General features: G+C 55.6%; 22 protein-coding genes and 1 riboswitch. Of the genes, 21 read left to right on the forward strand and 1 reads right to left on the reverse strand.

The features are described from left to right. The first annotated feature begins 78 nt into the window (after positions 1-78). The 10 genes from NOS26_RS10325 to NOS26_RS10370 all read left to right on the forward strand — a co-directional run bounded on the left by NOS26_RS10325 (position 79) and on the right by NOS26_RS10370 (position 11,839). Positions 79-1,569, forward strand: a complete 1,491-nt coding sequence (locus NOS26_RS10325; RefSeq protein WP_072981237.1) for an SPFH domain-containing protein — start codon at positions 79-81, stop codon at positions 1,567-1,569. A gap of 21 nt (positions 1,570-1,590) precedes the next feature. Continuing rightward, positions 1,591-2,691: a hypothetical protein gene (locus NOS26_RS10330; protein WP_014016676.1), complete on the forward strand. Its 1,101-nt coding sequence runs from the start codon at positions 1,591-1,593 to the stop codon at positions 2,689-2,691. A gap of 12 nt (positions 2,692-2,703) precedes the next feature. Then, on the forward strand, positions 2,704-3,468 hold the full coding sequence (locus NOS26_RS10335) for a TPM domain-containing protein (RefSeq protein ID WP_036204394.1): 765 nt from the start codon (positions 2,704-2,706) through the stop codon (positions 3,466-3,468). A gap of 24 nt (positions 3,469-3,492) precedes the next feature. Next, entirely contained in the window at positions 3,493-5,094 is a 1,602-nt protein-coding gene (locus NOS26_RS10340; RefSeq protein ID WP_072981239.1) for a bifunctional UDP-sugar hydrolase/5'-nucleotidase, read from the forward strand. 40 nt (positions 5,095-5,134) lie between these two features. Next, entirely contained in the window at positions 5,135-5,596 is a 462-nt protein-coding gene (locus NOS26_RS10345) for a hypothetical protein (RefSeq protein ID WP_143073040.1), read from the forward strand. Between the two features lie 13 nt (positions 5,597-5,609). Next, on the forward strand, positions 5,610-6,647 hold the full coding sequence (locus tag NOS26_RS10350; RefSeq protein ID WP_255917708.1) for a hypothetical protein: 1,038 nt from the start codon (positions 5,610-5,612) through the stop codon (positions 6,645-6,647). Positions 6,648-6,739: 92 nt separating this feature from the next. Then, positions 6,740-7,285 (forward strand): S-layer homology domain-containing protein, encoded by a 546-nt coding sequence (locus NOS26_RS10355; protein ID WP_255917709.1) that lies wholly within the window; start codon positions 6,740-6,742, stop codon positions 7,283-7,285. A gap of 229 nt (positions 7,286-7,514) precedes the next feature. Continuing rightward, positions 7,515-9,827, forward strand: a complete 2,313-nt coding sequence (locus NOS26_RS10360; RefSeq protein WP_255917710.1) for a hypothetical protein — start codon at positions 7,515-7,517, stop codon at positions 9,825-9,827. Next, positions 9,820-11,259, forward strand: coding sequence for a sensor histidine kinase (locus NOS26_RS10365; RefSeq protein WP_054336579.1), 1,440 nt, complete (start codon positions 9,820-9,822; stop codon positions 11,257-11,259). The genes NOS26_RS10360 and NOS26_RS10365 overlap by 8 nt, the downstream gene beginning before the upstream one ends. Beyond that, positions 11,216-11,839, forward strand: coding sequence for a response regulator (locus NOS26_RS10370; protein WP_054336580.1), 624 nt, complete (start codon positions 11,216-11,218; stop codon positions 11,837-11,839). The genes NOS26_RS10365 and NOS26_RS10370 overlap by 44 nt, the downstream gene beginning before the upstream one ends. Here NOS26_RS10370 and NOS26_RS10375 read toward each other — a convergent pair. Continuing rightward, positions 11,830-12,990 (reverse strand): hypothetical protein, encoded by a 1,161-nt coding sequence (locus NOS26_RS10375; protein ID WP_072981245.1) that lies wholly within the window; start codon positions 12,988-12,990, stop codon positions 11,830-11,832. The genes NOS26_RS10370 and NOS26_RS10375 overlap by 10 nt on opposite strands. Positions 12,991-13,214: 224 nt before the next feature. On the opposite strand from NOS26_RS10375, the gene NOS26_RS10380 reads away from it, so the two are divergent. From NOS26_RS10380 to NOS26_RS10430, 11 genes are all read left to right on the forward strand, one after another. Further along, on the forward strand, positions 13,215-13,463 hold the full coding sequence (locus tag NOS26_RS10380) for a hypothetical protein (protein WP_072981349.1): 249 nt from the start codon (positions 13,215-13,217) through the stop codon (positions 13,461-13,463). 301 nt (positions 13,464-13,764) lie between these two features. Continuing rightward, complete coding sequence (locus tag NOS26_RS10385) at positions 13,765-15,462, forward strand: carbon starvation protein A (protein WP_072981247.1); 1,698 nt, start codon at positions 13,765-13,767, stop codon at positions 15,460-15,462. 317 nt (positions 15,463-15,779) lie between these two features. Further along, a riboswitch (SAM riboswitch) is annotated at positions 15,780-15,877 on the forward strand. 78 nt (positions 15,878-15,955) lie between these two features. Further along, positions 15,956-16,888 (forward strand): cysteine synthase A, encoded by a 933-nt coding sequence (gene cysK, locus NOS26_RS10390; RefSeq protein ID WP_014016664.1) that lies wholly within the window; start codon positions 15,956-15,958, stop codon positions 16,886-16,888. Positions 16,889-16,926: 38 nt separating this feature from the next. Continuing rightward, complete coding sequence (locus tag NOS26_RS10395; protein WP_255917713.1) at positions 16,927-17,973, forward strand: sulfate ABC transporter substrate-binding protein; 1,047 nt, start codon at positions 16,927-16,929, stop codon at positions 17,971-17,973. Positions 17,974-17,985: 12 nt separating this feature from the next. Next, on the forward strand, positions 17,986-18,831 hold the full coding sequence (cysT, locus tag NOS26_RS10400; protein WP_072981251.1) for a sulfate ABC transporter permease subunit CysT: 846 nt from the start codon (positions 17,986-17,988) through the stop codon (positions 18,829-18,831). Positions 18,832-18,846: 15 nt separating this feature from the next. Further along, positions 18,847-19,677, forward strand: a complete 831-nt coding sequence (locus NOS26_RS10405; RefSeq protein ID WP_014016661.1) for a sulfate ABC transporter permease — start codon at positions 18,847-18,849, stop codon at positions 19,675-19,677. 14 nt (positions 19,678-19,691) lie between these two features. Next, on the forward strand, positions 19,692-20,753 hold the full coding sequence (locus NOS26_RS10410; RefSeq protein WP_072981254.1) for a sulfate/molybdate ABC transporter ATP-binding protein: 1,062 nt from the start codon (positions 19,692-19,694) through the stop codon (positions 20,751-20,753). Between the two features lie 16 nt (positions 20,754-20,769). Next, positions 20,770-22,467, forward strand: coding sequence for an adenylyl-sulfate reductase subunit alpha (locus NOS26_RS10415; protein WP_072981257.1), 1,698 nt, complete (start codon positions 20,770-20,772; stop codon positions 22,465-22,467). Beyond that, the gene (locus NOS26_RS10420) at positions 22,451-22,765 is read left to right on the forward strand and encodes a ferredoxin family protein (RefSeq protein ID WP_014016658.1); all 315 of its coding nucleotides are present in this window, start codon (positions 22,451-22,453) and stop codon (positions 22,763-22,765) included. The genes NOS26_RS10415 and NOS26_RS10420 overlap by 17 nt, the downstream gene beginning before the upstream one ends. A 129-nt stretch (positions 22,766-22,894) precedes the next feature. Continuing rightward, the gene (gene cysD, locus NOS26_RS10425; RefSeq protein WP_353885126.1) at positions 22,895-23,797 is read left to right on the forward strand and encodes a sulfate adenylyltransferase subunit CysD; all 903 of its coding nucleotides are present in this window, start codon (positions 22,895-22,897) and stop codon (positions 23,795-23,797) included. Between the two features lies 1 nt (position 23,798). Continuing rightward, a complete protein-coding gene (locus NOS26_RS10430) occupies positions 23,799-25,493 on the forward strand; it encodes a sulfate adenylyltransferase subunit 1 (protein ID WP_255917714.1) in 1,695 nt (564 codons plus the stop codon). The last annotated feature ends 230 nt before the right edge of the window (positions 25,494-25,723 follow it).

Below are 25,723 nucleotides of genomic sequence, written 5' to 3' on the forward strand. Positions count from 1 at the left end.
TGATTTTTTTTTGAAATAAGCTATCCTATAAGCAAGAAAAGAATTTTACAAGAATCGTTACGAAAAGGAGGTAGTCTTATGGGTTTGATCAAAGCGGCAATGGGAGCAGCCGGCGGTGTCCTGGCTGACCAGTGGAAGGAATTTTTCTATTGTGATAGTATGCCCCCTGACATCCTCATGATGAAAGGGCAGAAGCAGACGAGTTCGCGCGGCCGCAGTTCCAATACGAGCGGCGAAGACAATATTATTTCCAACGGCTCGAAGATTGCCGTCAACAACGGCCAGTGCATGATGATCGTCGAATCGGGCAAGGTCGTCGACGTCTGCAACGAACCGGGCGAATATATCTACGATATGTCGACAGAACCGTCCATCTTTACGGGAGGCCTCGAACAGGGGCTCCGGGATATGTGGGGCCAGATGAAGGAACGCTTCACCTTTGGCGGCGATACGGGCAAGGACCAGCGGGTCTACTACTTCAACATGAAAGAGCTCATCGGCAATAAGTACGGCACGCCGCAGGAAGTCCCGTTCAAGATGAAAGACCCCGATACGGGTCAGATTCTCTTGATCCGCCTGCGCTGTTTCGGCGAATACAGTTATCGTATCGTCGACCCGGTCCTGTTCTATACCAACGTAGCGAGCAACGTTTCCGACCGGTATGAACGCAGCCAGATCGACAGCCAGCTGAAATCGGAACTGCTCAACGCCCTGCAGCCGGCCTTCGCCAAGCTCAGTGCCCAGCGTATCGACTACGTCGAACTGCCGGGGCGGACCTTTGAAATCGCCGACGCCCTGAATGAGGTCCTGTCCAAGCGCTGGCGGGAACTGCGTGGCCTGGAAATCGTATCCTTCGGCATCAACAGCATCAAGGCCAATGAAGAAGATGAAGCGAAGATCCAGAAAGTACAGATGGGCAAGACCCTGTCGGATCCGTCGCTGGCCATGGGTGCCATGGCCGATGCCACCAGCGATTCCCTGCGCATGGCGGCCCAGAATGAAGGCGGTGGCGGCGCGGCTTTCGGCTTCATGAATATGAATATGGCCGGCAATGCCGGTGCCGGCATGTATCAGCAGATGGCTCAGCAGCAGGAGCTGATGGAACGGCGGCAAAGACTGATGGACCAGCAGCAGTTAGAAGCCGAAATGGCCCGAGTGAAGGCCGAAGCAGAACGGGGCGTAGCTGCGCAGGCAGGCAGCTGGACCTGCCCGCAATGCGGCACGGCAAACCTGGGCAAGTTCTGCCTGAACTGCGGCACGAAGAAACCGGAACCCAAGCCGGCCGATACGTGGGACTGCGACTGCGGCCAGACTGGCAATACGGGGAAATTCTGTATGAACTGCGGTAAGGCCAAGCCCGAAGGGAAAGCGCCGGAAGCGGGTTGGACCTGTCCCAAGTGCGGCGCTGTCAATCAGGGCAAGTTCTGCATGGAATGTGGGACTCAGAAGCCGGCTGACGCACCGCTCTTCAAGTGCGACAAGTGCGGCTGGCAGCCGCCGGATCCGCATCATCCGCCGAAATTCTGCCCTCAGTGCGGCGATCCTTTCGACGAGCACGATCAACAATAGCGTAAGAAATGAGGTGAGCTTATGGCCAATACTTCCGTAGGCTATAAATGCCCGAACTGTGGCGGCCCCCTGGCCTTTGCGCCGGGGTCGGAAAAAGTGACCTGTCCGTACTGCGATACGGAATTTGAAGTCGCCAAGATCGAAGAACTCTTTGCTAAACAGGAAAAATTGGCTGCCGAAGCCCAGGCGGCGAAAGAAGCCAAGTGGGATACGGCCGATGCCGGCAGTGAATGGGGCGAAGACGAAGCAGCCCAGATGCAGACCTTCACTTGTTCCTCCTGTGGCGCTGAGCTGGTCAGCGATGGCAATACGATGGCGACGGAATGTTGCTACTGCGGCAACCCGACCATGATCCCCAGCCGTTTTTCGGGGATGCTCAAGCCGGATTTCGTTATTCCTTTTAAAAAGACGAAAGACGAGGCCGTAGCCGCTTTGAAAGAATTTTATAAGGGCAAACGGCTTCTGCCCAAGGCCTTCACGGCCAATAACCGCGTCGAAGCCATCCAGGCCATGTACGTGCCTTTCTGGCTCTTCGATTCTGATGTGACAGCGTCGGCCGAATTCCGGGCTGAGACCGATACGGTCTATGAAACGAATGATGAAACCGTGACCGAAACCAGCGTCTACCGCTGCGACCGCCAGGGGACCATGCGCTTCCAGCGTATTCCCGTCGACGGCAGCCAGAAGATGGACGATACCTATATGGAAAGCATCGAGCCTTACGATTATCACGACCTGGTTCCCTTCAGCAGCGCCTATCTGACGGGTTATCTGGCCGATAAATACGACGTCGATGCCGAAGCCGCCGTGCCCCGTGCGGACGAACGGGTCCGCCAGAGCGCCCTCGGCGTCCTCGAAGATACCGTCGAAGGCTATGACCGGGTAGAACTCAAAGAAGATGTCATCAGCAAAGATGAAGGGGCTGTGTCCTATGCCATGGCACCCGTGTGGATCCTGACGACGCGTTACCAGGACCAGCCGTATACGTTCATGATGAACGGCCAGACCGGCAAGATGGTCGGCAGCCTGCCTTATGACAAGGCCAGGGCCAACCTGTACTGGGCCGGCAGTGCCTTAATCTTGACGACGATTTTCTACTTCATTGCCAAGTGGTTCGTGTAAGGAGGGATAGCCATGAAAGGATATGTAACCAAGAGTCTGCTGTTCCTGGCCTGTCTGTTCTTCCTGGCGATGAATGTCTTGGCCGCCAATCCGTCCAGCCTGGCTGACGGGGCCCAGCTCCTGAAGGGCAGTGAACGCATTGCCGTGCTGAATGAACTCGGCAACATTGAAAGGAAATACGGCGTGCGCCTGGCCGTCGTCACCGTCAAGACGACGAATAAAGTAAAAATCGGCGACTATGCCAATCAGCTCCTGGACAGCACCTATACAGACGGGAAGAACGGCAATATGGTCCTGGTCCTGGCGATGGATACGCGGGACTATTACGTAGCCACCGATAAAGCCATGCGCCAGCGCATCAGCGATAAAGGCAGCCTTCCCGTCTTGGAAGAGAAATTCCTGCCCTTGCTGAAAGAAAAGAAATATGCCGAGGCTTTCAAAGCCTATGCCTTGGAGTCCGGTGAACTGCTGGCCTATTATGAAGCCAATGGCAAGGCCTATGATCCGCATGACGCCTTCAGTTGGACGGCGCTGCTCATCGCCCTGGCCCTCGGCATCGGCGGCGGCTTCCTCATCCGGCGCTATCTCATCAGCACCATGAGCAATGTCGCACCGGCCCTGGCGGCGTCGGCCTACCTCGATGAGAACAGCTTTGACCTTACGGAAAAGGAAGATACGTTCCTGTTTATGAATGTATCCCGCGTAGCCAAAGCGAAAAAATCGGGCCGCAACGACAGTACCGACGAGAATCACGGCGGTGGCGGCGGGAAGTTTTAAGCAAAATACGAAGGAGGAAATCCGATGATTTTTGGCAGAAAATACTGGCTGGGCCTGGCCCTTTGCCTGGCTCTGCAGGGGGCGGGCCAAGTCAGCGCCGATCTCGTCGTCTTACACACCAACGATGTCCACTGTGGCGTGGAGAATCAGCTGGGCTATGCCCAGCTAGCCCAGTATAAAAAGGACCTGATGAAGAATCCTGACGATACGGTGCAGCTCGTCGATGCAGGCGATGCCATCCAGGGCGAACCTCTGGGAAGTCTGACCCGGGGGCAGGCCGTCATCGACATCATGAATGTCGCCGGCTATGATTTCGCCATTCCCGGCAATCACGAATTTGACTATGGCGTAGCACGCCTGCTGGAACTGGCACCGCAGCTTGCTGGCGGCTATTACAGCTGTAACCTGGTAGATCTGCGGACGAGGAAGACCGTTTTTCCGCCCTATAAGATGGTGGCCTATGACGGCGGGAAAAAGGCGGCCTTCATCGGCGTGACGACGCCGCAGACCCTGATTTCTTCGACGCCCCGTTACTTCCAGGACGATAAGGGACAGTTCATCTACGGATTTTCAGAAGATGCGACAGGACAGAAACTCTATGAACAAGTCCAAAAGGCCATCGACCAGGCTTGGGACGAAGGGGCCCGGACGATTATCCTGGTCACGCATCTAGGTCAGAATGGGTCGCTCCCGGTCTGGACCAGCGAGGCCTTGGCTGCACATACGCAGAAAGTGGCGGCCATCATCGATGGTCATTCCCATGAACAATATGAACGCTTGGTCAAGAACCGCAAAGGTCAGCCCGTCCTCATCGCACAGACGGGAACGAAGTTCCAGTCTGTCGGCAAATTGGTCATCGATGACTACGGCCACGTGCGGGGCGAATTAGTGACCCAGCTGGACGGGGCCGATGCGGCGACAGAAGCCGTCGTACAGCGCGAAATGGCTGTCGTTCGGGAACAACTCCAGCAGCCGGTTGCCACGCTGCCTGTGGATTTCGTGACCGATATCGAGGGTCAGCGGCGCGTCCGGAACGGGGAAACGAACTTGGCCGATTTAGCAGTCGATGCCATCCGGTACCGGCTGCATACGGATGTGGCGCTCCTGAACGGCGGTTCCTTCCGGGCCCCGCTATCAGCCGGCATTGTGACCTATGAATCGTTATACCGGGTCTTTCCCTTTTCCAATCAGCTCGTCGTCTGCAGCGTAACGGGCCAGCAGCTCCTCGATGCCCTGGAAATGGGGGCTTCGCGGTATCCTCAGGAATTTGGCGGATTTTTGCAGGTGTCCGGCCTGACTTACCGCATCGATCCGGCGATTCCCAGTTCCGTCGTCCTCGACGATAAGGGCCGTTTCGTCAAAGTGGCCGGCCCGCGGCGGGTCAAAGACGTCCAAGTCAACGGCAAGGCCATCGAGGCCGATGAAGATTACCGCGTCGGCGGTACGGCCTACGTCCTGCAAAACGGCGGCGACGGCCAGACCAGCCTGCAGGGCAGCCTCCTGCTGGAAGATACGGGCCTGTCCGACGTCGAGGCTCTGGCAGACTATCTCCGCCATCAAGGGGACACGCTGGCTGCGGACTATGGCAATCCCACTGGACAAGGACGGATTGCCATCGGCCCGTAAAAAAGCGCCCCTCCAAACAATGATACGAGGAGGACTTTCTATGAAAAAACAGTTGTTACTCCTAATCGCAGCCTGCCTGCTCAGCAGCAGCGGCTTTGCCTGTGAAGAAGGCCGTCCCCAGGCCGTGCGCCTTCTTTCTGATGAAGCCCAGCAGATCCACGTCTTTACAAAGCATTGGCAGATCATTCATCCCCTGGATGGGGCGCCGCTGCAGGAATTTGCCGTGACGGACCTCGACGGCAACGGCTTACTGGAAATCCTGTCGCGGACGCCCGCGGACAAGGGAGCACCGCTCGTCTACGAGGTCACGCCGGCGCGCGATGGGCTGCAGCCAAAAAGTAAGCAGTGGTATTATCGCCATGCCTTGCGGCAGCACATCGCCTGGTTCACGATGCATCCTGAAACGGCCGCAGCTCCCTGGCTTGGCCGTACGGACACCGTCGAGATGATGCTCCAGGACAGTTATGACATCTACGCAGGCCGCAAAGAGGCCTTTGGTTAAGAGGAGGTGTCCTATGAAGAAAATCATGACGAAACGGCTCTTTTCCCTGGCCGCAATAGGCCTTATCTGCACGGCCTTCCTGAGCGGCTGCGGCAGTACGGAGCCGGGTAAAACGGGCGGAGAAGCGCCGCCTAAGATGGAAGCTATCCAGACACTTAAACTGGCTGGCAAAGACGTACCGCTCTATGAATTGACGGGCACTGAGCTGCCTCATTTCGTCAATTCTCGCTTGGCCGTAACAGCGGATGCGGTCTATGCTCCGACTCAGGAGAAAGGGGAAGACGATGCTCATCTCTGGAAATTCCCGATGAAAGGCGACAAGCTCTCGGCTGGACAGGAAATCGGTCTGATGAAACGGTCCTGGCTGACGACGAACGGCCAGAACGTCTATTTTTGCCAGGGCAATCATGTCCAGGGCATCTATGACGGTTCGGCTGTCCACCAGGCGGCCTTGAGCAGCAACCGGGAAGGTTCCCTCCAGGCTGTCTACGGCAGTGATACGGTCTATTTCGATCGCGAAGGGGCCAGTGCGACGGCCGGCATCACGCGGGGCACGCTCACGAAAGACGGCTTTTCGAATCCCAAACTGCTGCTGGCTACCTTTGGTTATATAGACCAGCGCAAGGCTGCTAAAGACGAAGTCGCTCCCAAGCTGATTGCAGCCGATACAGACGGCTTCTATATGCAGTGGACGGCCCGTAATGGTTCGAACAATGGCACGGGATGGACGAAACCGGTTTATGCTTTTGACCCGGATGGCAAGGAACTGCGTTCCTTTGAAGTAAATACAGGCCTGGCTGAAGGAATGCAGAAAGCTTCCGCCAGCGGACCTATCGTAGTGACTCAGGACTATGTCGTGTTTACCGGACGGGGCCTGTTCCGCATTTTCAATAAAAAGACCGGTGCCGCTGTCGGAGATATCACCTATCAGATTGACGACCAGGTCTACACGCCCGATGCCATCACCACGGACGGAACGAACCACGTCTATTTCACCATTTACAATCGTAAGCAGAACGTCCAGCACCTCTATCGCCTGGATCTGCCCTAACGGTAAGGGACTGTCCCATGAAGGCTTCTGCCCATCATGGGGCAGTCTTTTTTTTGCCTTTTTATCTGTCATGACAGTTGCGTTGTTGAATTATGTCATGTGTCATCTATCGGCCTAATGAAGACACCATGTTCAGCGTCGGTGGCAGCTTCGGCGGCGGTGAAAACATGATCAATGCCGGCGTCAGCCTGAAAATCGGCCGCGGCAACCATGTTTCCAACTCCCGTGTCGCCATGGCCAAGGAAATCCGCGACCTGCGGCAGGCCCTGGCTGAACAGGCTGCTGAAATCGCTCAGCTCAAAGGGATGCATCATCTGGCTATCGACCCCGATAAGAGCCTGCTCTTCCCGGATGTAGCCGATAACCACTGGGCTTACGAATACGTCAGCAAACTGGCTGGCAACGGTATCCTCGAAGGTTATCCCGACGGCTTGTTCAAGGGCAATCAGATGATGACGCGCTACGAATTTGCAGCCATCGTCTACCGCCTGATGGAAAAAGGACTTGGCCATACGGATCCGGAAATGAACCGCCTGGCCCGTGAATTTAGCAATGAACTGTCCTATATCCGCATCGATACGATTCATCAAGATAAAGACGGCACGCCGACGGTACAGTGTGTCCGCGTCAAGAAATAAGGACGGAGTTTGTAGAAGATGGCTTTAAATTTAAAACCATTCACTACAAACTACAAACTGCAATCTTAATACTCAAAAAGGCGCTGTCTTCATGCGACAGCGCCTTTTTGTCTATTCAGCTGTCTTATGTTATAATTAATAAAAAGCAACGGTTATGTGTACGGAGAGGCAGGTGACGGAGGTGGGGAAAAGGGGCAGGCTGGTGTGCCTTTGCTGGTTCTTTTGGCTCTTGGCATTTACGGGAGCCTTTGGGGCCGTCATTTTATATGATCATAATGATGGTCAGGCCTATGGCCGTATCCTGGCTGAACTGACAGGGGACGAAGTACAGGGCCAGCCGTCGTCCCAGTTGCTGCGCTGGCTGGCTGAGGATGAAGTCTTGGCCATTGAAGCTTACGACGTCCAGGCTGCGGTCTTGCAGCAGAATCGCCGTATTCCTTATTATTGGTATCCTCACTATACGGCGACGGTCGTCCTGGCCGTAGCCGATACCTGTCCTTTTCCTATCACAGGCTGGCAGAGCCTGGCAGCGGCACCAGTGTCATTGGCGCTGACGGCCGATGAACCAGAGTCGCTCTTTTTCATGCAAGCCATGAGCTATGGCTTGGACGGGAATCTGTCTGGCCAAGCCGGGATGGACCTGCTACAGCGCATCCAGGAACAAGGGCGTTTGCAGATGGCAGAAGGACCGCAGCATTTGCCGGCCCAGGTATGGGTCCTCTTTGATTACCAAGCCCGGCAGTGGCAGCGTCGGGGAGCACCTATTCATCTTGTCGTCCCCGTTGAAGGGACCTTATCGTTTCAGAAAGGCTTGCTAGCTAAACGCCCACTGGCTTTGGATGACTATAAGTTATCGGAAATGTTAATATCTCAAGATTACACCCTAATCCCACCATCTCCAAGCCAATATATTTCAGAAAACGAAATGCTTTTCCAAGAAGCTGACAAGATTTCCCGACAAATCGATTACCGCCTTTCCAAGGTTTACCGGCTTACCAGCTTGACAGGTATCAACCACCTGACCTGGTATATGGCAGCGTTGTTCCTGGTCATCCTCTGGGGATGCCGCTTGCGACGCCAAGTCTTACAGCCGCCTGTCCGCCAGGCATATCTCGGCGTCATCATCACTCTCTGTGCCTGGATATTGCTCCGCTGTTTCAAATTGAGCTTTCCCGTTTTTTGGGCTGATGGGATTCGCTGGAGCTGGTATAGTTATTATCTCTTTTACGGGATCCTCATTTCCCTGTTGGTCTGGATTGGCTATGTCGCCTCTCACATCGGCCTGACCCGTTCTTGCCCGGGCTGGCTAAAAGGGCTCTTCGTCGGAAACCTTCTCTTGGCCATCGGCATCTTGACCAATGATTTCCACCAGTGGGCCTTTACCTTTTCTGCGGATGTCATTGTGGCAGACAGCGACCATGGCTATGGTCCCTTATATTTTCTCTTGGCTTTCTCTTATGGAGCCGAGTTCTTAGCCGTCAACGGTGCCCTCTGTTATACATCCCTGCACCAGCGCGTAGGCCCGTCTTGGCGGCTGGTCCTGCCCCTGGCCTGTACCCTTGTGTATGGCGGCTATGTTATCGGCTACGCCTGGGGCCTGCCGAATGTCTTCCGTTCCGAATTGATCCTGACAACGGTCATCTGTACCTTGGTCTGGCTGGAAATCGTCACTAAAGGGCGGTTCCTTCCGGCCAATGAAGGCTATGTCGAATTTTTCCGCCAGTCCAACCTAGCTATGCAGCTCTACGATGATACAGGCCGCGTCTGCTATGCTTCGCATGATGTAGAACGCAAAGTACAGACCGATTGGGAAGCCCAGTCCATGCCAATCCGCGGCGGCTGGGTCCGCTGGTATCGGGATATCCGCCCTTTGCGGGAAAAACAGGCCGCCCTGCGCCGTGTCAACCGGGCCTTGACCCGGTCATATGAACTGCGCTGCCGAGCGGGTGCCATCCGCCGCCAAGTCGTGGACCGTCAGGTCCGTCAGCGCATCTATAGGGAGTTGGAAGAAATCATTGCTCAGAAGCGCCCGGCTATCGAAGAACGCCTGACCTATCTCAAGACGGCCCGGCCCGGTCCCGATACGGATGCCGTCGTCTGTTGGCTCCATATCTTGGCCTGTTATCTGAAAAAGCGCTGTGTTCTCTTGCTGCGGGGACGAGAAGATGGGACTCTCGATGCCCGGGAATTGTTCCTGGCACTGCAGGAATCGCAGCGTTACTTGGACCAGGCCGGCCTTCAGGGGCGAGTCGGTTTCGACCTGTCAGGGCGGCTGCCGGCGTCGGCAGCCTTGACCTTATATGATGTCTTTGAAGAGGTGGGGGAGGCTGCCCTGGCTCAACATGAATCGTATTGGCTCTGTCAGTTCCGGGAAGCGGAGAACCATTGGATTTTTTCTCTGGTTTTGGAAAAAGGCGAAGGCCCAGACTGGCTGCCGGCATGGCAAGGGCTGGCTGCTTATGATGTCGCCGTGCGTTGTGACGATACGGGCTATGGCCAGCGTCTGACTGTCTGTGTGGGAAAGGAGGGGGACCATGGTTAATCTCTATACCTTGCCGACGTATGTCGTCGTCCTGTTCATCGGTGTGATTCTCTGTCTTTTCCTAGCTAACAGCGTCCTCTATTATTACCTCATGCCGCAGGCCCAGTTCCGCCAGCTCGGCCGCAAATGTTTGGAAGGGAGCAGCCTGCTCCTGCTTATGGCGGTGGCGGCTATTTTGTATGAAGTCTACACGGACAGCCTGAGCGGTATCGTCTACGACGAAGCGACGGATTTCTGGCGCTACAGCACCGCCCTGGCCGGGACGGCAGGTGCTGTGTACTGGATCCATGACCGCCAGGCAGGGAGCCTCTTGGTTCTGGCAGCGTCTATCCTGTTGCTGCCCGTCTTCGATGACTGGCTGCCAGGTTCTTTGGTTCTGGCCCTGGTTTGTCTGGCCTGGCGCCTGATTTTCCTCTTTCCACGGACTTACGATCAGTATCAGCAGCATCTGACGGCCCGCTCCATCCAGACGGCCGTAGACTGCCTTGATGAAGGAATCCTCATCAGCTGGGAAAAGGGCGAGCCTGTGCTGGTCAACTTTACCATGTATGCCGTCATGGAACAGCTCGTCGGCACGGTTGTCCGCAATGCCAACATCTTCTGGCATCTCCTGCCCTTTTGTGGCAATCGCCCCGGCCTTTCCATGGAACGCCAAGGCCGGGATCTGCTCTTTCGTTGGGATTCCGGCCAGGCCTGGCTCTTGCAGCGGCGCCCTATCCGCTTCCGCCGCCAGTCGGGCTGGCAGATTACGGCAGCCAATGTGACGACCCTTTATCGCTTGAACCGGGAACTGGCCCAGAAGAATGCTGTCCTGGAACAGCGCAATGAAGAAATGAAAGAAGTCCTCGACGGTCTCGTAGCCCTCCAGATCAAGCAGACGACGGAGAGCCTGCGCTATAAGATACACGACCTCCTGGGTCAGCGCATCACTATCTTGCAGCAGCTCCTGAATAACCCGGCCGTCAGCGATTACGGCGAAATCCTGCCGCTCGTCGAAGATGTCCTGTCCGATTTGCGGCGTGATGCCGTGGCCAATCCGCAAGAACGGTTGGATGCCTTGGTGACGGCGTACCGCAACTTGGGCATCGCCGTGACGGTAGAAGGGATGTTGCCTGCCGATACCCGGCGAGCCGGGGAGTTCGTGCGCATCATCCGCGAGGCCATGACCAACGCCTTGCTCCACGGCCAGGCCCGGTCGATTGCCGTGACCTTCGGTACCGGCCGGCAGCCTGCTTTAGTCATTGCCGACGACGGCCAGGGCTGTCCGGGCCCCATCCAGACCGGTACGGGCCTGCAGGCTATGGAGCAGCGGGTACGGGCGTTAGGCGGCCGTCTGACGCTGACCAAGACACCGCACTTTATCGTTACTGTAGAAATGGGGGAGAACCATGATCCGACTGATCATCGTAGACGACCAAAAAATCTTGCTTGAAGGATTGAAGAAAATATTTGAAGGACAGCGGCATATTGAAGTCGTCAGTACTCTGTCTTTTTCGGAACTTGTCGAACCGGCTTGCAACCGGTTCCGGCCCGACGCCGTCCTCCTGGATATCTGCATGGAAGGGAAGAACAGCGGCATCGCTTTGACGCGGCGCTTGAAAAAGAAATATCCCGGCCAGAAGGTTATCATCATGACCGGGTTCCAAGATGTGAGTTTTATCGAAATGGCCCGCGACGCTGGGGCAGACAGCTTCATTTATAAAGAGAGTGCTGCCCGTGATTTTCTGGACTGCCTGGAGCGGACCCTGTCTGGGGAGCACCTGTTTCCGGATGTGCGGGAAAAAGTGACCTTTGGGGCTTGCCACATCAGCCTGACGGACCGGGAGCTGGATATCCTGCGTCTGGTCTGTCAGAACCTGTCGTATCAGGAAATCGCCGATGCATTGCAGATCAGCAAGCGGACTGTCAGTTTCCACATCAGCAATATGCTCAGCAAGACGGGCCACAAAAGACTGATCGGCCTGGCCGTTGAAGCCGCCGATAAGGGCTATGCCCCGTCCCGTCAGAAGTAAGCCGTCAGGCTCGTGCCGATGACCGTTTCTCGGAAATCTCTTGTCCAGGCCGTGTCGTGGTGGTTCTTCAGGGAAAAGCCTTCGATGGCCCAGGATAGGCCTGGCTGGACGATGTAATCCAGGCGGGCGCCCCAACCACAAAAGCCCATGCGGCGGAAGAAGGTCGTATCGCCGTCCATCGTATGGTAGAGAATAGATGCCGACGGCTGGTCGTAATAGCGTATCCAGGCTTCATACGAGCCTTTTTGCTGCTCGTCGAGATGGCCATAGGTCAGGGCGGCGACGAAGCCTGAATCGGTCGTATCATAGCCATCGGCATCGTGGCGGCCCCAGGCGTGGAGCAGGTCCAGGCTGGCCGTGAACTTCGGCGTCAGCTCATACATCAGGCGCCATTCGGCGATGCGCTGCCAATCAAAGCCCGTGCCGGCCCGGCTCTGGCCGACAAATCTCGGCCCTGACGGCGGCAGGGATTGGATGCGGTGGAAATCGAGATAAGCTGCGTCGCTTTTCAGCCGGCCGTACTGGCTGCTGTGGAGCAGGCTCCAACCCCGCTGGCGATGCCTGTCGTCAGCGCCCGTCGTGCGGCCGGCAAAGAAGGTCAGGCTGCCCAGATTGTCATTCCGCTGGCCCAGGCGCAGGCGCAAGCCGTCGACTTTTTTGTCGATGACGTTGCCGTCCAGGAGATAGTAGTTGAACCGGCCCGCTTCGACTTTGAGCCGGTCTTGTTCGTGCTGTACGTAGAGGCGGCCGAGATATAAGTGATGGTTGGCGTCAGGCTCTTTATCGTTGCGCAGGTCTTCGAGCTGCGTGCGCAGCGACGTCCGTTCGTCAAAGTGGACGAAGGGGAAGAGGCGCAGGCGGCGCGTCTCCAGGTAGACCCGTTCATCGTGGCGGCGGACCTTATTGGGCGCAGGCAAACTATCGGCACGGAACTGGCCCCGTCCCCAGAGCCAGCGGTAGTCGCCGTGGATCTCGATATAGGGATACGTGCTTTTTTCCGTAACTGGGATTTCCTGCTCCTCCAAGGGCGCCGTTTCTTCCACAGGCCTTTCCGGGGCGGCTGGCGATAACGCCGACAGGCCGAGGGGGATGAGTACGGCCGCGGTCAGGCAGGCTGCTGTTTTCCATAGCTGAAAAGCGTTCTTTTTCATGGGTGTATCCTTTCGCTATACGTTTTTTATAAGTATACCATGCCCCAAAGGCCCATGTATACCGGGATAGTTTACAAAATCACTGCTTCGGCGTGACCCACCGCACGGGGCTCATCCATAAATTCAAGGGGCAGGCCTAATCTTGCCTTATTCATGAAAAAAGTATATAATTAAAGTTAATGTAATGAATTTTTTGTATATCGATAGGGGAGATGTGTTTGTTCATGAATAAAACGATCGTTACGTCTATTTTTGTCGTATTGGCCTTGTTATTATCGACGACGTGGGACTTGCTGGCTGTCAAGATCTTGCTGACAGGCTGTCTCATGGGCTGGCTGGCCCGGACGATTGTCGCCAATTTTCAGGCCAATGCCAAAAAAGCCGCTGCCCGGAAGAAACGGGGACGCCGTCCGCGCGCGGCCCAGCACAGCCAGGCCGGTCCGACGAGCCAGGCCAGTGTATCCGGCCATTGATGAGTAAAAAAATTAAAATCCATAAAATATAAATCATTGTCATAAAGGCATATAAGATGTTAAAGAGGTTAAACGGAATCATAACGTTTAATCTCTTTTTTATACTTAAAAAATATAAGTAAAACGCCGACGATGACTTAATAGTATATTTGACAGGCCATTTTAATCGTGATATACCTACAGGTACAGAGGCAAGCGAAAAAGTCATAGCAGAGCTTTTTGCTATTCATTTACTGCATTTATTGTATCCTGCGTATCTTCGCGCATCCTCTGCAGCATATTTTTTGTAGGAGGTATTCATATGAATGGTGTTGTTTTAGTCACCTGTGCTATCGTCATCTTGGCGGTAGCCTATCGGTTCTACGGCAAGTGGCTGGCCAAGACGTGGGGCATCGATCCCAACGCCCTGACGCCGGCTCATCGCCTGGAAGACGGTCAGGATTATACGCCGTCTTCGAAATTCACGGTTTTTGCCAATCAGTTCTCGTCCATTACCGGTGCCGGCCCTGTCACGGGTCCGATAATCGCCGCCGCGTACGGCTGGCTGCCGGCCTTCTTATGGCTTATGATCGGCGGCGTCTTCTTCGGCGCTGTCCAGGACTTTGCCGCTCTCTATGCGTCCATGAAGAATGACGGCAAATCTATGGGCGTCCTCATCGAAAAGTATATCGGCACGACGGGCCGCCGCCTGTTCCTGCTCTTCTGCTGGGTCTTCAGCCTGCTGGTCATCGCCGCTTTCGGCGATATCGTCGCTACGACGTTCAACGGCTTCGCCAAGGATGGTTCCATGGTCCTGCCCAATGCCGCTGCCGCTTCCATTTCCATGTTGTTCATCTTCGTCGCCATCGCTTTTGGCCTGTTCATCAAGAAGTTCAACCCCAGCGAAAAAGTCCGCTTCGTCATTGCTATCGTCCTCTTGATCGCCATGCTCTACGTCGGCATCGACCTGCCGATTTATCTGGACCGCATGACCTGGCTGTACATCATCTTCGCTTACATCTTCTTTGCGTCCATCATGCCCATGTGGCTCTTGAAACAGCCGCGTGACTATATCAGTGCCTTCCTGTTGCTCATGATGATCGCCGGCGGTGTCATCGGCATCTTCATCGCTCAGCCGACGCTGAACATGCCGGCCTTCACGTCCTTCTCTGTCGGCGGCAAGGATTTGTTCCCGATCCTGTTCATCACCATCGCCTGCGGGGCTGTTTCCGGGTTCCACAGCCTCGTTTCGTCCGGTACGTCGTCGAAGACGCTGGATAAGGAACAGGATGCCGTCTTCGTCGGCTATGGTTCCATGTGCGTCGAATCGGTCTTAGGCGTCGTATCCCTGGTCATCGCCTGCGCCGCCGCTTCCAACGGCCACGTCGCTTCGGGTACGCCGTTCCAGATTTTCTCCGGCGCTGTCGCCGGCTTCTTCACCATGTTCGGACTGTCCCAAACCGCCGCTGCCTGCATCATGACCATGTGCGTTTCTGCCCTGGCCCTGACGACCCTCGATGCCGTCGGCCGTATCGGCCGTATGTCCTTCCAGGAATTGTTCAGCGTCGATGAAGGGCAGAAAATGACGACGATCCAGAAAATCTGCGTCAATAAATATTTCGCCACGGTCATCACCTTGTTCTTCGGCTTCCTGCTCTGCTTAGGCGGCTACATGAACATCTGGCCGCTCTTCGGGTCAGCCAACCAGCTGTTGTCGGCCATGGTCCTCATCTGCCTGACGGTCTTCCTCAAGACGACAGGCCGCAAGAGTTTCATGCTCTACGTCCCGATGGTCGTCATGTTCTGCGTCACCATGACGGCTCTCGTCGAATCGGCTTACGCCCTGATCATTAAGATTGCTTCGGGCAACTGGTCGCTCCTCATCGAAGGCCTGCAGTTCGTCCTGGCCATCGCCCTCATGGTCCTGGCTGTCTCCATCGTCTACCACTGCGGCAAAGAACTCATCCACGCCGACGATAAGACGGCACACCAAGACGCCCAGCCGACGGCTACGCATTAGCTAACCCCTAAAAAGGGCCTGTTGCATATGCAACGGACCCTTTTTACTTATAAAAAATATAATTTATAAAGTTAAATACTTATTTAGAGTCAAAAGTATAACGTTTTAATTATAAATTGTGAAAGTTTTCGCTTAAAATCCCTTGACAATGTACTGAGTAAAGTGTACAATCTCAGTAACGTTTCCGATAGGAAGCCATTTATTCTTAGTCATCAAGAGGTATGTTATCATGGGGTACTTAAAAAATTTGACCATCATGTGTTGTACGATATGATCGTATTGTACAACCATTCATAAGGACAATACAATACGAAACCTATTCATCCAGAGCAGCCGAGGGACTGGCCCGATGACGCTGCGGCAACCTACGTAGGTAAGGTGCCAATTCCAGCAGGAACAACCTGGCAGATGAAGTCATGGGCATACGTCTATTTATAGCGCCATCTGCATGTATCAGGTGGCGCTTTTCTTTTGCCAAGAAGGAGCTGAGTATATGGAGCATGTGGCAAAGTATTTGACTGAACTAATCGGCAACACGCCGCTTTTGGAACTGACTCATTGGCAGGCCCGGCACGGCCTCAAGGCCCGGGTCCTGGCCAAGCTGGAGTACATGAATCCCTTGGGCAGCGTCAAAGACCGCGTCGCAGCGGCGATGATCGAAGAGGGAATCCGTCAGGGGAAAATCGATCAGGATACGGTCATCATCGAACCGACCAGCGGCAATACGGGCATCGGCCTGGCATTGGTCGCCGCCGTGAAGGGGCTGCACCTGATCTTGACCATGCCTGACACGATGAGCCTGGAACGGCGCAAGATTGTGTCGGCCCTGGGGGCAGAAATCGTGTTGACACCGGGCATCGAGGGGATGCGCGGCAGCATCGGCAAAGCCGAAGAATTGAGGGATTCTTACGGCAATGCCTTCATTCCCCAGCAGTTCGACAATCCGGCCAATCCGGCCATCCATCGGCAGACGACGGCTGAAGAAATCTGGCGCGATACGGACGGAAAGGTAGACATCTTCATTTCTTCCGTCGGCACGGGCGGCACCATCACCGGTACGGCCCAGGGCCTGAAAGGCCATAAGCCGGACGTCCAGATTGTCGCTGTCGAACCGAAAGATTCGGCTGTCCTGCACGGCGGCCGGCCGGGACCGCACGCCATTCAGGGGATTGGCGCCGGGTTCATCCCGAAAGTATTGGATATGTCTCTCGTAGATGATGTGATCGACGTATCCAATGAAGATGCTTACGGCCGGGCCAGGGAAGTGGCCAAGACGGACGGCCTCCTGGTCGGTATTTCTTCCGGCGCGTCGCTGCAGGCGGCACTGGAACTGGCCAGCCGGCCGGAAAATGAAGGCAAGACCATCGTCGTCCTCCTGCCGGACGGCGGCGAACGCTACTTATCGACGGCTTTATTCGAGGGGTAAAGAAATAAAGATACAGCCGGTATAGAGGGGGAAAGAACATGAAGAAAAAACATATCATAGCTATACTGGCTTTCACAGCGGTATTAGCCGCCGCGGGGGCATTGGCTGGCTGCGGGCGCAGCGATACAGCCGATGGCGGCGGCACGATGACCTTGACCAATGTCTCGTATGATCCGACTCGTGAGTTATATAAAGAATATAATGAATTGTTCCAGAAACACTATCGGGAGACCACCGGCAAGGACATCCGCATCATCCAGTCCCACGGCGGATCGGGCAGTCAGGCTCGGTCGGTCATCGAAGGGAGCCGGGCTGATGTCGTGACCCTGGCCCTGGCCCACGATATATCGCTCATCGAAAGAGCCGGTCTCATCCATGAAGGCTGGCAAAGCGATTTCGCCAACGATTCGGCGCCGTACACGTCGACCATCGTCTTCCTGGTCCGCAAGGGAAACCCGAAAGGGATACGCGACTGGGATGACCTGGTAAAGCCCGGGATCAGCGTCATTATGCCGGACCCGAAGAGCAGCGGCGGTGCCTGCTGGAACTTCCTGGCCGCCTGGAGCTGGGGCCTTGACCATTTCGGGGGGAATGAGATCAAGACCCGTGCCTTCATGACCGACTTGTACCGCAATGTCACGGTCATGGATTCCGGCGCCCGCGGCTCGACGACGACCTTCGTCGAAAACGGACAAGGCGACGTCCTTATCGCCTGGGAAAACGAAGCGCTTTATTCGATGCGCGAATATCCCGACAAGTTCGAACTCGTCGTGCCCAGCATCAGCATCATGGCCCAGCCGAGCGTGGCTGTCGTCGACCGCCTGGCCCGGCGCAAGGGCCACGAAGAAGCGGCCTGCCAATACTTGCAGTACCTTTATTCCGATGAAGCCCAGGAATTGGCGGCTAAGAACGGGTTCCGGCCGTCCAATCCGGACATCCTTCAGCGCTATGCCGACCGCTTCGACTTGCATGTCAAATTGACCAAGATCAGCGATTTCGGCGGCTGGGAGGCTGCGTATGTCAAATTCTTCAACGACGATGCCTTGTTCGACAAGATCATGGCCGACGTCAACGGCAATGAATAGGAGGGGAGCCGGATGAAACACTTTTTTGCCCGTTCTGGCGGGCGCAATCAGATTATTCCCGGCTTCGGCCTGACCATGGGCATGAGCATCACCATGCTGTCCCTGCTCATCCTCATCCCGCTGGCGTCAGTCCTGGCCCATTCGCTGCAACTGACGGCCAATGACTATGCCAAGCTCATCACCAACAGCGGTATCCGCAACGCCTTCATCACCAGCATTTCCTGTTCCGTCCTGGCGGCGCTGGTGAACTGCGTCTTCGGCTTTATCCTGACCTGGGTCCTGGTACGCTATGAGTTCATGGGCAAGCGCCTCCTGAACGGCGTCATCGAACTGCCCTTCGCCTTGCCGACGGCCGTCGCCGGCATCACCTTGTCCAAGCTCTATTCCGATACGGGCTTCTTCGGCAGTTTCTTTGCCAGCTACGGCATACAGATTGCCTATACCAAGATTGGCCTGACCATCGCCATGGTCTTCGTCGGGATTCCCTTCGTCGTCCGGTCCATCCAGCCGGTCCTGGAAAAGCTCGACCCGACGTACGAAGAAGCGGGCAGCATGCTCGGCGCATCGCCGTTCACCATTTTCCGGCGCATCATTTTCCCGGAACTGCGGCCGGCTTTGCTGACAGGCTTCGGCCTGGCCTTTGCCCGGGGTCTCGGCGAATACGGCAGCGTCATCTATATTTCCGGCAACAGTGCCAAGCATCACACCCAGGTCGTTTCCTACGTCATCATGCAGAAGCTCAATTACGTCGATTACGCCAGCGCTACGGCCATTGCCTTGGCCATGCTGGTCATCGCCTTTGTCACCTTGTTTTCTATCAATATGATCCAGGTCCATCAGGCCCGGCGCGTCCAGTAGAGGAGGGGAGCCATTATGAAACACAGCAAGCTGGAAATCGCCTTGCTCACAATCAGCGTCGTCTTCGTCGTGGTCATGCTCATCGTCCCCCTGGTGTCGGTCCTGGTCAATTCGCTGGCCGAAGGTTGGGAGTTCTACATCCAGGCCCTGACGACGCCGTACGTCCTGTCGGCCCTGCGCCTGACCTTGCTGGCTACGGTCGTCGCCGTCATCGTCAATACAATCTTTGGCCTCGGCGCGGCCTGGGCTATTTCCAAATTCGACTTCCGGGGCAAGCACTTCTTGACGACACTCATCGATATCCCTTTTTCCATTTCGCCGGTCATCGCCGGCCTGGCCTTCATCATGACTTTCGGCCGCATGGGCTGGATCGGCCAGTGGATCGAAGTCCTCAACGACTATTGGGGGACGGATATCCAGATTGTCTTCGCCATTCCCGGCGTCATCTTGGCGACGATTTTCGTCACCTTTCCCTTCGTCTTCCGGGAAATCATCCCCGTCCTCAGCACCAATGGGCGCGATGAAGAGGAAGCGGCAGCCCTCATGGGCGCCAGCGGCTGGACGATTTTCTTCCGCATCACCCTGCCGCAGATCAAATGGGCCCTGCTCTACGGCATCGTCCTCTGTACAGCCCGGGCCCTCGGCGAATTTGGGGCCGTCAGCGCCTTGTCCAAACTGCGCGGCGAGACCTTTACGCTGCCCCTGGAAATCGACGCCCTCTATCAGTCAGGGTCAGCCGATGCCATTACGGCGGCCTTCGCCGTATCATCTCTGTTAGTACTCTTAGCCATTATCGTCCTGCTCCTTCGGACCTTCCTCGAAGCCAAGGCCGATAAGTCATCGTAAAGGAGGTGAAGCTTATGTATGTCGAAATGAAACACATCGAAAAGAATTACGGCTCCTTCCACGCGTCGCGCGACGTTTCCTTTGGCATCGACAAGGGCAAGCTCGTCGCCCTCCTCGGTCCCAGCGGCAGCGGCAAGACGACGATTCTGCGCATGCTGGCCGGCCTGGAGAATCCCAACAGCGGCGACATCTTCATCGACGGCCGCCGGGTCAACGACATTCCCGCTGCCAAGCGGGGCATCGGCTTCGTCTTCCAGAACTACGCCTTGTTCCGCTATATGACCGTTTTCGATAACGTCGCCTTCGGCCTGGAAATCCAGAAGCGGCCGAAAGAGGAGATACGGAAGCGGGTCCTGGAAATGATCGACCTCGTCGGCTTGTCGGGCATGGAAAAGCGTTATCCCAACCAGCTCTCCGGCGGTCAGCGCCAGCGCGTGGCTTTTGCCCGGGCTCTGGCACCGAATCCCCAGGTCCTGCTCCTGGATGAGCCCTTTGCCGCCATCGACGCCAAGGTCCGCCAGGAACTGCGCAACTGGCTGAAGGATACGATCCACCGCGTCGGCATTACCAGCATCTTCGTCACCCACGACCAGGATGAAGCCGTCGAAGTGGCCGATGAAATTATCATCACCAACCACGGCCGTATCGAACAGGTTGGCACACCGCTGGACATATACCGCCAGCCGCAGACGCCTTTTGTAGCTCAATTTATCGGAACTCCGGTTGTCATCAATAACTGCAACATCCTCACAGGGTTCCTCAGCATCGGACAAGGAAAACAAGCCATTGTCCGGCCGGAATTTCTCAAGATCTATAAATACGGTACAATGAAGCAGTACATCAGTGCCGCCGAAGAAGGGACCGTCGAAGCCGTCGTCTTCCGGGGCAGCCATCTCGACGTGACCGTCCGCATCAAGGGACTGGCCGTCCATGGAGAATATTCTTTCGACGACCCGCCTTTGAATGTCGGAGAGACCGTCCAGGTCCTGATTTACCGCTTGTATGTCCTCGACGGCGACAAGACGTATTTGAAAGAAAACAGCGCCATGATTTCGGCCGACGTTTTCTATATTTAATGAAGGAGTTTATGCTATGCAGATTACCAGTGAGAAGCTCATCCATACGGATGTCCTCATCATCGGCGGCGGGACGGCCGGCTGTTATGCCGCTTTGACCCTCCGCAGCCTGTCTGACGCCTCGGTGGTCATCGCCGAAAAGGCCGATATCCGCCGCAGCGGCTGTCTGGCAGCCGGCGTCAACGCCTTGAATGCCTATATCACCAAGGGCCATACGCCGCAGTTCTACGTCGACTACGCCAAGAAAGACGCAGCCGGCATCGTCCGGGAAGACTTGCTTCTGACCATGTCCGAAGGCCTCAACGAAGTCACGAAGAAGCTGGAAGATCTGGGGCTGGTCATCTTGAAGGATGAACAGGGCGAATACGTCGCCCGCGGGACGCGCAATATCAAGATCAACGGCGAGAACATCAAGACTATCCTGGCCGACGCCGTCAAGAAACTCGACGACGTCCAGGTCATCAATCACTTGAACATCACCGACTACATCGTCCGCGATAACACCATTGCCGGCGCTCTTGGCTTCGATATCCGCACGGGGACAGCCTATGAAATCCGGGCCAAAGCTGTCCTCTGTGCGACTGGCGGCGCTGCCGGCCTGTATCGGCCCAACAATCCCGGCTTTTCCCGGCACAAGATGTGGTACTGTCCTTTCAATACCGGTGCCGGTTACGCTATGGGCATCCGGGCCGGCGCCGAAATGACGACTTTTGAAATGCGCTTCATCGCCCTGCGCTGCAAGGATACCATTGCACCGACCGGGACCATTGCCCAGGGCGTCGGTGCCAAGCAGATCAATGCCCGCGGCGAAGTGTACGAACAGAAATATGGCCTGACCACCTCTCAGCGGCTCTATGGCACGGTCCGGGAAACGCTGGACGGCAACGGTCCGTGTTATCTCGGCACAGAAGGCATTACGCCAGCCCAGGATGAATCGCTCCTCAAGGCCTATCTCAACATGGCACCGAGCCAGACCTTGAAATGGATTGAATCGGGCAAGCTGCCGAGCCAGCAGAACGTCGAAATCGAAGGGACTGAGCCCTATGTCGTCGGCGGCCATACGGCCAGCGGCTACTGGGTCGACACGAACCGCCAGACGACGATCCGCCACCTCTATGCAGCAGGTGACGTTGCCGGCGGCTGCCCGCAGAAATACGTCACCGGTGCCCTGGTCGAAGGGGAGATTGCCGCCAAAGACATGGTCCGTCAGGGCCTGACCGATGCAACGGGCCTCGATGAAGCCCAGGAAAAGGCCATCCTCGCCGAAAAAGTGGCTGAATACAACGCCGCCCTCGGCGAAAGGGACAGTTTCTTCACGGTCGAACAGCTGGAAGAAGCCATGCAGAAGGTCATGGACACCTATGCCGGCGGCATCGGCAGTCATTACCAGTACAACGAGAAGCAGCTCGACCTGGCCGATGAAAAGATCGACCAGCTCATCGAACTGGCCGCCCACGTCGGCGCCAGCGACTACCATGAACTGCTCTTCGTCTACGAACTGCGCGAACGTCTGACGGTCTGCAAGGTCCTCATCGCCCATCTCCGGGCCCGCAAGGAAACGCGGTGGCATTCCTTTGCAGAAAACCTCGATTACCCGGAACAAAGCGATGACTGGCTGAAATACGTCAACTCCCGCTTGGGCGAAGACGGCCAGGTCCACATGATTTACCGCGATTTAGTACCAGGAGGGGACGTTTATGAGCATACGCATTAATCAGGAACGATGCATCGGCTGTGGCCAGTGCATCGACGTCTGCCCGGGCAGCCTCATCGACCGCAACGACCAGGGCAAGGCGTGGATGCATTATCCCAAGGACTGTTGGGGCTGTGTGTCCTGCGTCAAGGAATGTCCGGTCCAGGCCATCGACTTCTACCTCGGCGCCGACATGGGCGGCCGAGGCAGCACGATGAACGTCACGGCGGACGGCCATTACCTGCATTGGCATATCCATCAGGCCGACGGGACGGAAAAGACCATCACTGTCGACCGAAAACAGGCAAATTCGTATTGAGTCTGATAGGGAAAACGCCAGTATTCAGTATATTTCTTATCTGTCGTTTGACGTTTGAAGTTTGACGCATAGACGCACATCAAACATCATACATCAAACATCACACATCAAAACATAGGGGGATTTCATATTATGTGTGCATTATCGCATCTCGACAAGTTAGAGGCCGAAGCGATTTACATCATCCGCGAAGTTGCCGCGGAATGTGAAAAGCCGGTCATGCTCTATTCTATCGGCAAGGACAGTTCTGTCATGCTTCACCTGGCCCTCAAGGCCTTTTATCCGGAAAAGCCGCCTTTCCCGTTCCTCCATGTCAATACGACGTGGAAGTTCAAGGAAATGATCCGCTTCCGCGATGAAACCATGAAGAAGTACGGCTTGCAGCTCATCGAATACATCAATCAGGAAGGGGTCAAACAGGGCGTCAATCCCTTTGACTATGGCGCAGCCTATACGGATATCATGAAGACCCAGGCCCTCAAGCAGGCGCTCAACAAATACGGCTTCACCGCTGCTTTTGGCGGTGGCCGCCGGGACGAAGAAAAATCCCGCGCCAAAGAACGTATCTTTTCCTTCCGCAATGAAGCCCAGGCCTGGGACCCGAAGAACCAGCGTCCGGAAATGTGGAAGCTCTACAATACGCACATCCATAAAGGCGAAAGCATGCGCGTATTCCCGATTTCCAACTGGACGGAAAAAGATATCTGGCAGTATATCAAACGGGAAAACATCGACATCGTGTCCTTGTATTTCGCCAAAGAACGGCCCTGCGTCTATCGCGATGGCAACATCATCATGGTCGACGACGACCGCATGCGCTTCAAGCCGGGAGAAGAAATCATGCACAAGAAGATCCGCTTCCGTACTTTGGGATGCTATCCTTTGACAGGGGGCATCGAATCCGATGCCGATACGCTGGATGCCATCATCGATGAAACACTGAGCGCCGTCTCGTCGGAACGGACGAGCCGCGTCATCGATAATGAAGCAGCTGGCAGCATGGAACGCAGAAAGAGAGAGGGGTATTTCTAAAATGGATAGAAACGGAAACGGCTTGTTAAAATTTATTACCTGCGGCAGCGTCGACGACGGCAAATCGACACTCATCGGGCATCTGCTCTATGATGCCAAATTGCTTTATGCCGACCAGAAGAAAGCACTGGAACTGGAAAGCAAAGTCGGCAGCCGCGGCGGCGCCATCGACTATTCGCTCCTCCTGGACGGCCTCATGGCCGAACGGGAACAGGGCATCACCATCGACGTCGCCTATCGCTATTTCAGCACGGATAACCGCAGCTTCATCGTCGCCGACACACCGGGCCATGAAGAATATACTCGCAACATGGCTGTTGGCGCTTCCTTTGCCGACTTGGCCATCATCCTCATCGACGCCACCAAGGGCGTCCTGGTCCAGACCCGCCGCCATGCCCGCATCTGCGCCCTCATGGGGATCCGCTATTTCATCTTCGCCATCAATAAGATGGACCTGGCCGGCTACAGCCAGGAACGCTTTGAAGAAATCAAGGGACAGATTGCCAAGCTCCGCGATGAATTAGAACTGGCCAACGTCGTCCTCATCCCCGTATCGGCAACGGAAGGGGACAACGTCACCAAGACTTCGGCCAACATGCCCTGGTACCAGGGTCCGACCATCCTCGATTACCTGGAAACGGTCAACGTCGAAGAAGACAAAGAAGAAGGCTTCTACCTGCCCATCCAGCGCGTCTGCCGCCCGAACCATACCTTCCGTGGCTTCCAGGGCCAGATTGAAAGCGGTTCCTTAGCCGTCGGCGATACGATTACGACTTTGCCCAGCAAGGAAGAAGCCAAGGTCAAATCCATCCTCATCGGCTTCGATACCGTCGAGTCGGCCGTCAAAGGCCAGCCGGTCAACGTCCAGCTCGACCGCGAAGTCGACGTATCCCGGGGCTGTGTCTTCACCAAGGGAACGGACGTCGCCCTGAGCCAGCGCATTACGGCGACCATGCTCTGGATGGATGACCAGGACCTGACTGTCGGCAAGGAATATGTCGTCAAATTGGGGACGAAAGAAATCGTCGGCGTCCTCAGCGACATCGATTACACCATCGACGTCAATACAGGGGAAAAGAAGCGCGCTTCGAGCCTTACGAAGAACGAAATCGCCGTCTGCACGCTCTTCCTGCAGGAACCGATCGTCGTCGACACTTTCAGCCATCACAAGGTCCTGGGCGAACTCATCCTCATCGACCGCGTCACCAACATGACTTCGGCTTGCGGCGTCGTCATCGACGTCAACGATACCAACGCCGACCACACCTTCGTCCATGGCTCCTTGAAGGTTCGCGGCGATGTCTTTGAAGATTTCTTCTACGGCATGCAGAGCCTCAATATCACCAAGGCCAAACCGGCTTTCCACCAGTACCACATCGGCGATACCATCCCGACGAAAGGCGAAACCTATACATATCCGGATGACTTCGACATCCTCATCCTCCGCGACAAGGTTGCCGTCGAAATCCGCGACGCCAAAGTGGCCAACATCCTGGCCCTCGATGGCTATGCCTATACGGAACAGCCTCTGGTCAATGGCCGCGGCTTTGCCATCAACGTCCATTCGACGCAGGAATTTGCCGCCTTTAAAGCGGATTGTGCCAAGGCTGGGGAAAACTCCGATGCCGACCTCTTCGACAAGTGGATGACTTTTGAAACGTATCGCAAAATTAAATTCCACAACGATTTTGAATAATGGCTATTTAGAAAAGGGGCTGTCTTCAGTGAGACGACAGCCTCTTTTCTGTATGCAAAAATAGCATGGATTACCTGTAATAAGCTACAGTGTCATAAAAGAACATTTTATATATAATAAAAACAAAGAAAGGCCTTCCTATTTGTGAATCATATGTGGAGAGAGGTGAGGCAATATGACCTGGAAAAAAATAAGGCCGCGATTAAGTCTTCTAATAGTTGCCGTTCTCA

Origin of the sequence: Megasphaera sp. SC8-1 (assembly GCF_024436295.1) — a bacterium.
Classification (GTDB): Bacteria; Bacillota; Negativicutes; order Veillonellales; family Megasphaeraceae; genus Megasphaera; species Megasphaera elsdenii.

Bases quoted from the DNA above. Each gene is read 5' to 3' on its own strand.
- NOS26_RS10355 (WP_255917709.1), top strand. From the start codon at position 6,740: ATGTCATGTGTCATCTATCGGCCTAATGAAGACACCATGTTCAGCGTC.
- NOS26_RS10370 (WP_054336580.1), top strand. From the start codon at position 11,216: ATGATCCGACTGATCATCGTAGACGACCAAAAAATCTTGCTTGAAGGA.
- NOS26_RS10335 (WP_036204394.1), top strand. From the start codon at position 2,704: ATGAAAGGATATGTAACCAAGAGTCTGCTGTTCCTGGCCTGTCTGTTC.
- NOS26_RS10405 (WP_014016661.1), top strand. From the start codon at position 18,847: ATGAAACACAGCAAGCTGGAAATCGCCTTGCTCACAATCAGCGTCGTC.
- NOS26_RS10330 (WP_014016676.1), top strand. From the start codon at position 1,591: ATGGCCAATACTTCCGTAGGCTATAAATGCCCGAACTGTGGCGGCCCC.
- NOS26_RS10385 (WP_072981247.1), top strand. From the start codon at position 13,765: ATGAATGGTGTTGTTTTAGTCACCTGTGCTATCGTCATCTTGGCGGTA.
- NOS26_RS10350 (WP_255917708.1), top strand. From the start codon at position 5,610: ATGAAGAAAATCATGACGAAACGGCTCTTTTCCCTGGCCGCAATAGGC.
- NOS26_RS10340 (WP_072981239.1), top strand. From the start codon at position 3,493: ATGATTTTTGGCAGAAAATACTGGCTGGGCCTGGCCCTTTGCCTGGCT.
- NOS26_RS10380 (WP_072981349.1), top strand. From the start codon at position 13,215: ATGAATAAAACGATCGTTACGTCTATTTTTGTCGTATTGGCCTTGTTA.
- cysK (WP_014016664.1), top strand. From the start codon at position 15,956: ATGGAGCATGTGGCAAAGTATTTGACTGAACTAATCGGCAACACGCCG.
- NOS26_RS10395 (WP_255917713.1), top strand. From the start codon at position 16,927: ATGAAGAAAAAACATATCATAGCTATACTGGCTTTCACAGCGGTATTA.
- NOS26_RS10375 (WP_072981245.1), bottom strand. From the start codon at position 12,990: ATGAAAAAGAACGCTTTTCAGCTATGGAAAACAGCAGCCTGCCTGACC.
- cysT (WP_072981251.1), top strand. From the start codon at position 17,986: ATGAAACACTTTTTTGCCCGTTCTGGCGGGCGCAATCAGATTATTCCC.
- NOS26_RS10415 (WP_072981257.1), top strand. From the start codon at position 20,770: ATGCAGATTACCAGTGAGAAGCTCATCCATACGGATGTCCTCATCATC.
- NOS26_RS10420 (WP_014016658.1), top strand. From the start codon at position 22,451: ATGAGCATACGCATTAATCAGGAACGATGCATCGGCTGTGGCCAGTGC.
- NOS26_RS10365 (WP_054336579.1), top strand. From the start codon at position 9,820: ATGGTTAATCTCTATACCTTGCCGACGTATGTCGTCGTCCTGTTCATC.
- NOS26_RS10410 (WP_072981254.1), top strand. From the start codon at position 19,692: ATGTATGTCGAAATGAAACACATCGAAAAGAATTACGGCTCCTTCCAC.
- NOS26_RS10430 (WP_255917714.1), top strand. From the start codon at position 23,799: ATGGATAGAAACGGAAACGGCTTGTTAAAATTTATTACCTGCGGCAGC.
- NOS26_RS10325 (WP_072981237.1), top strand. From the start codon at position 79: ATGGGTTTGATCAAAGCGGCAATGGGAGCAGCCGGCGGTGTCCTGGCT.
- NOS26_RS10345 (WP_143073040.1), top strand. From the start codon at position 5,135: ATGAAAAAACAGTTGTTACTCCTAATCGCAGCCTGCCTGCTCAGCAGC.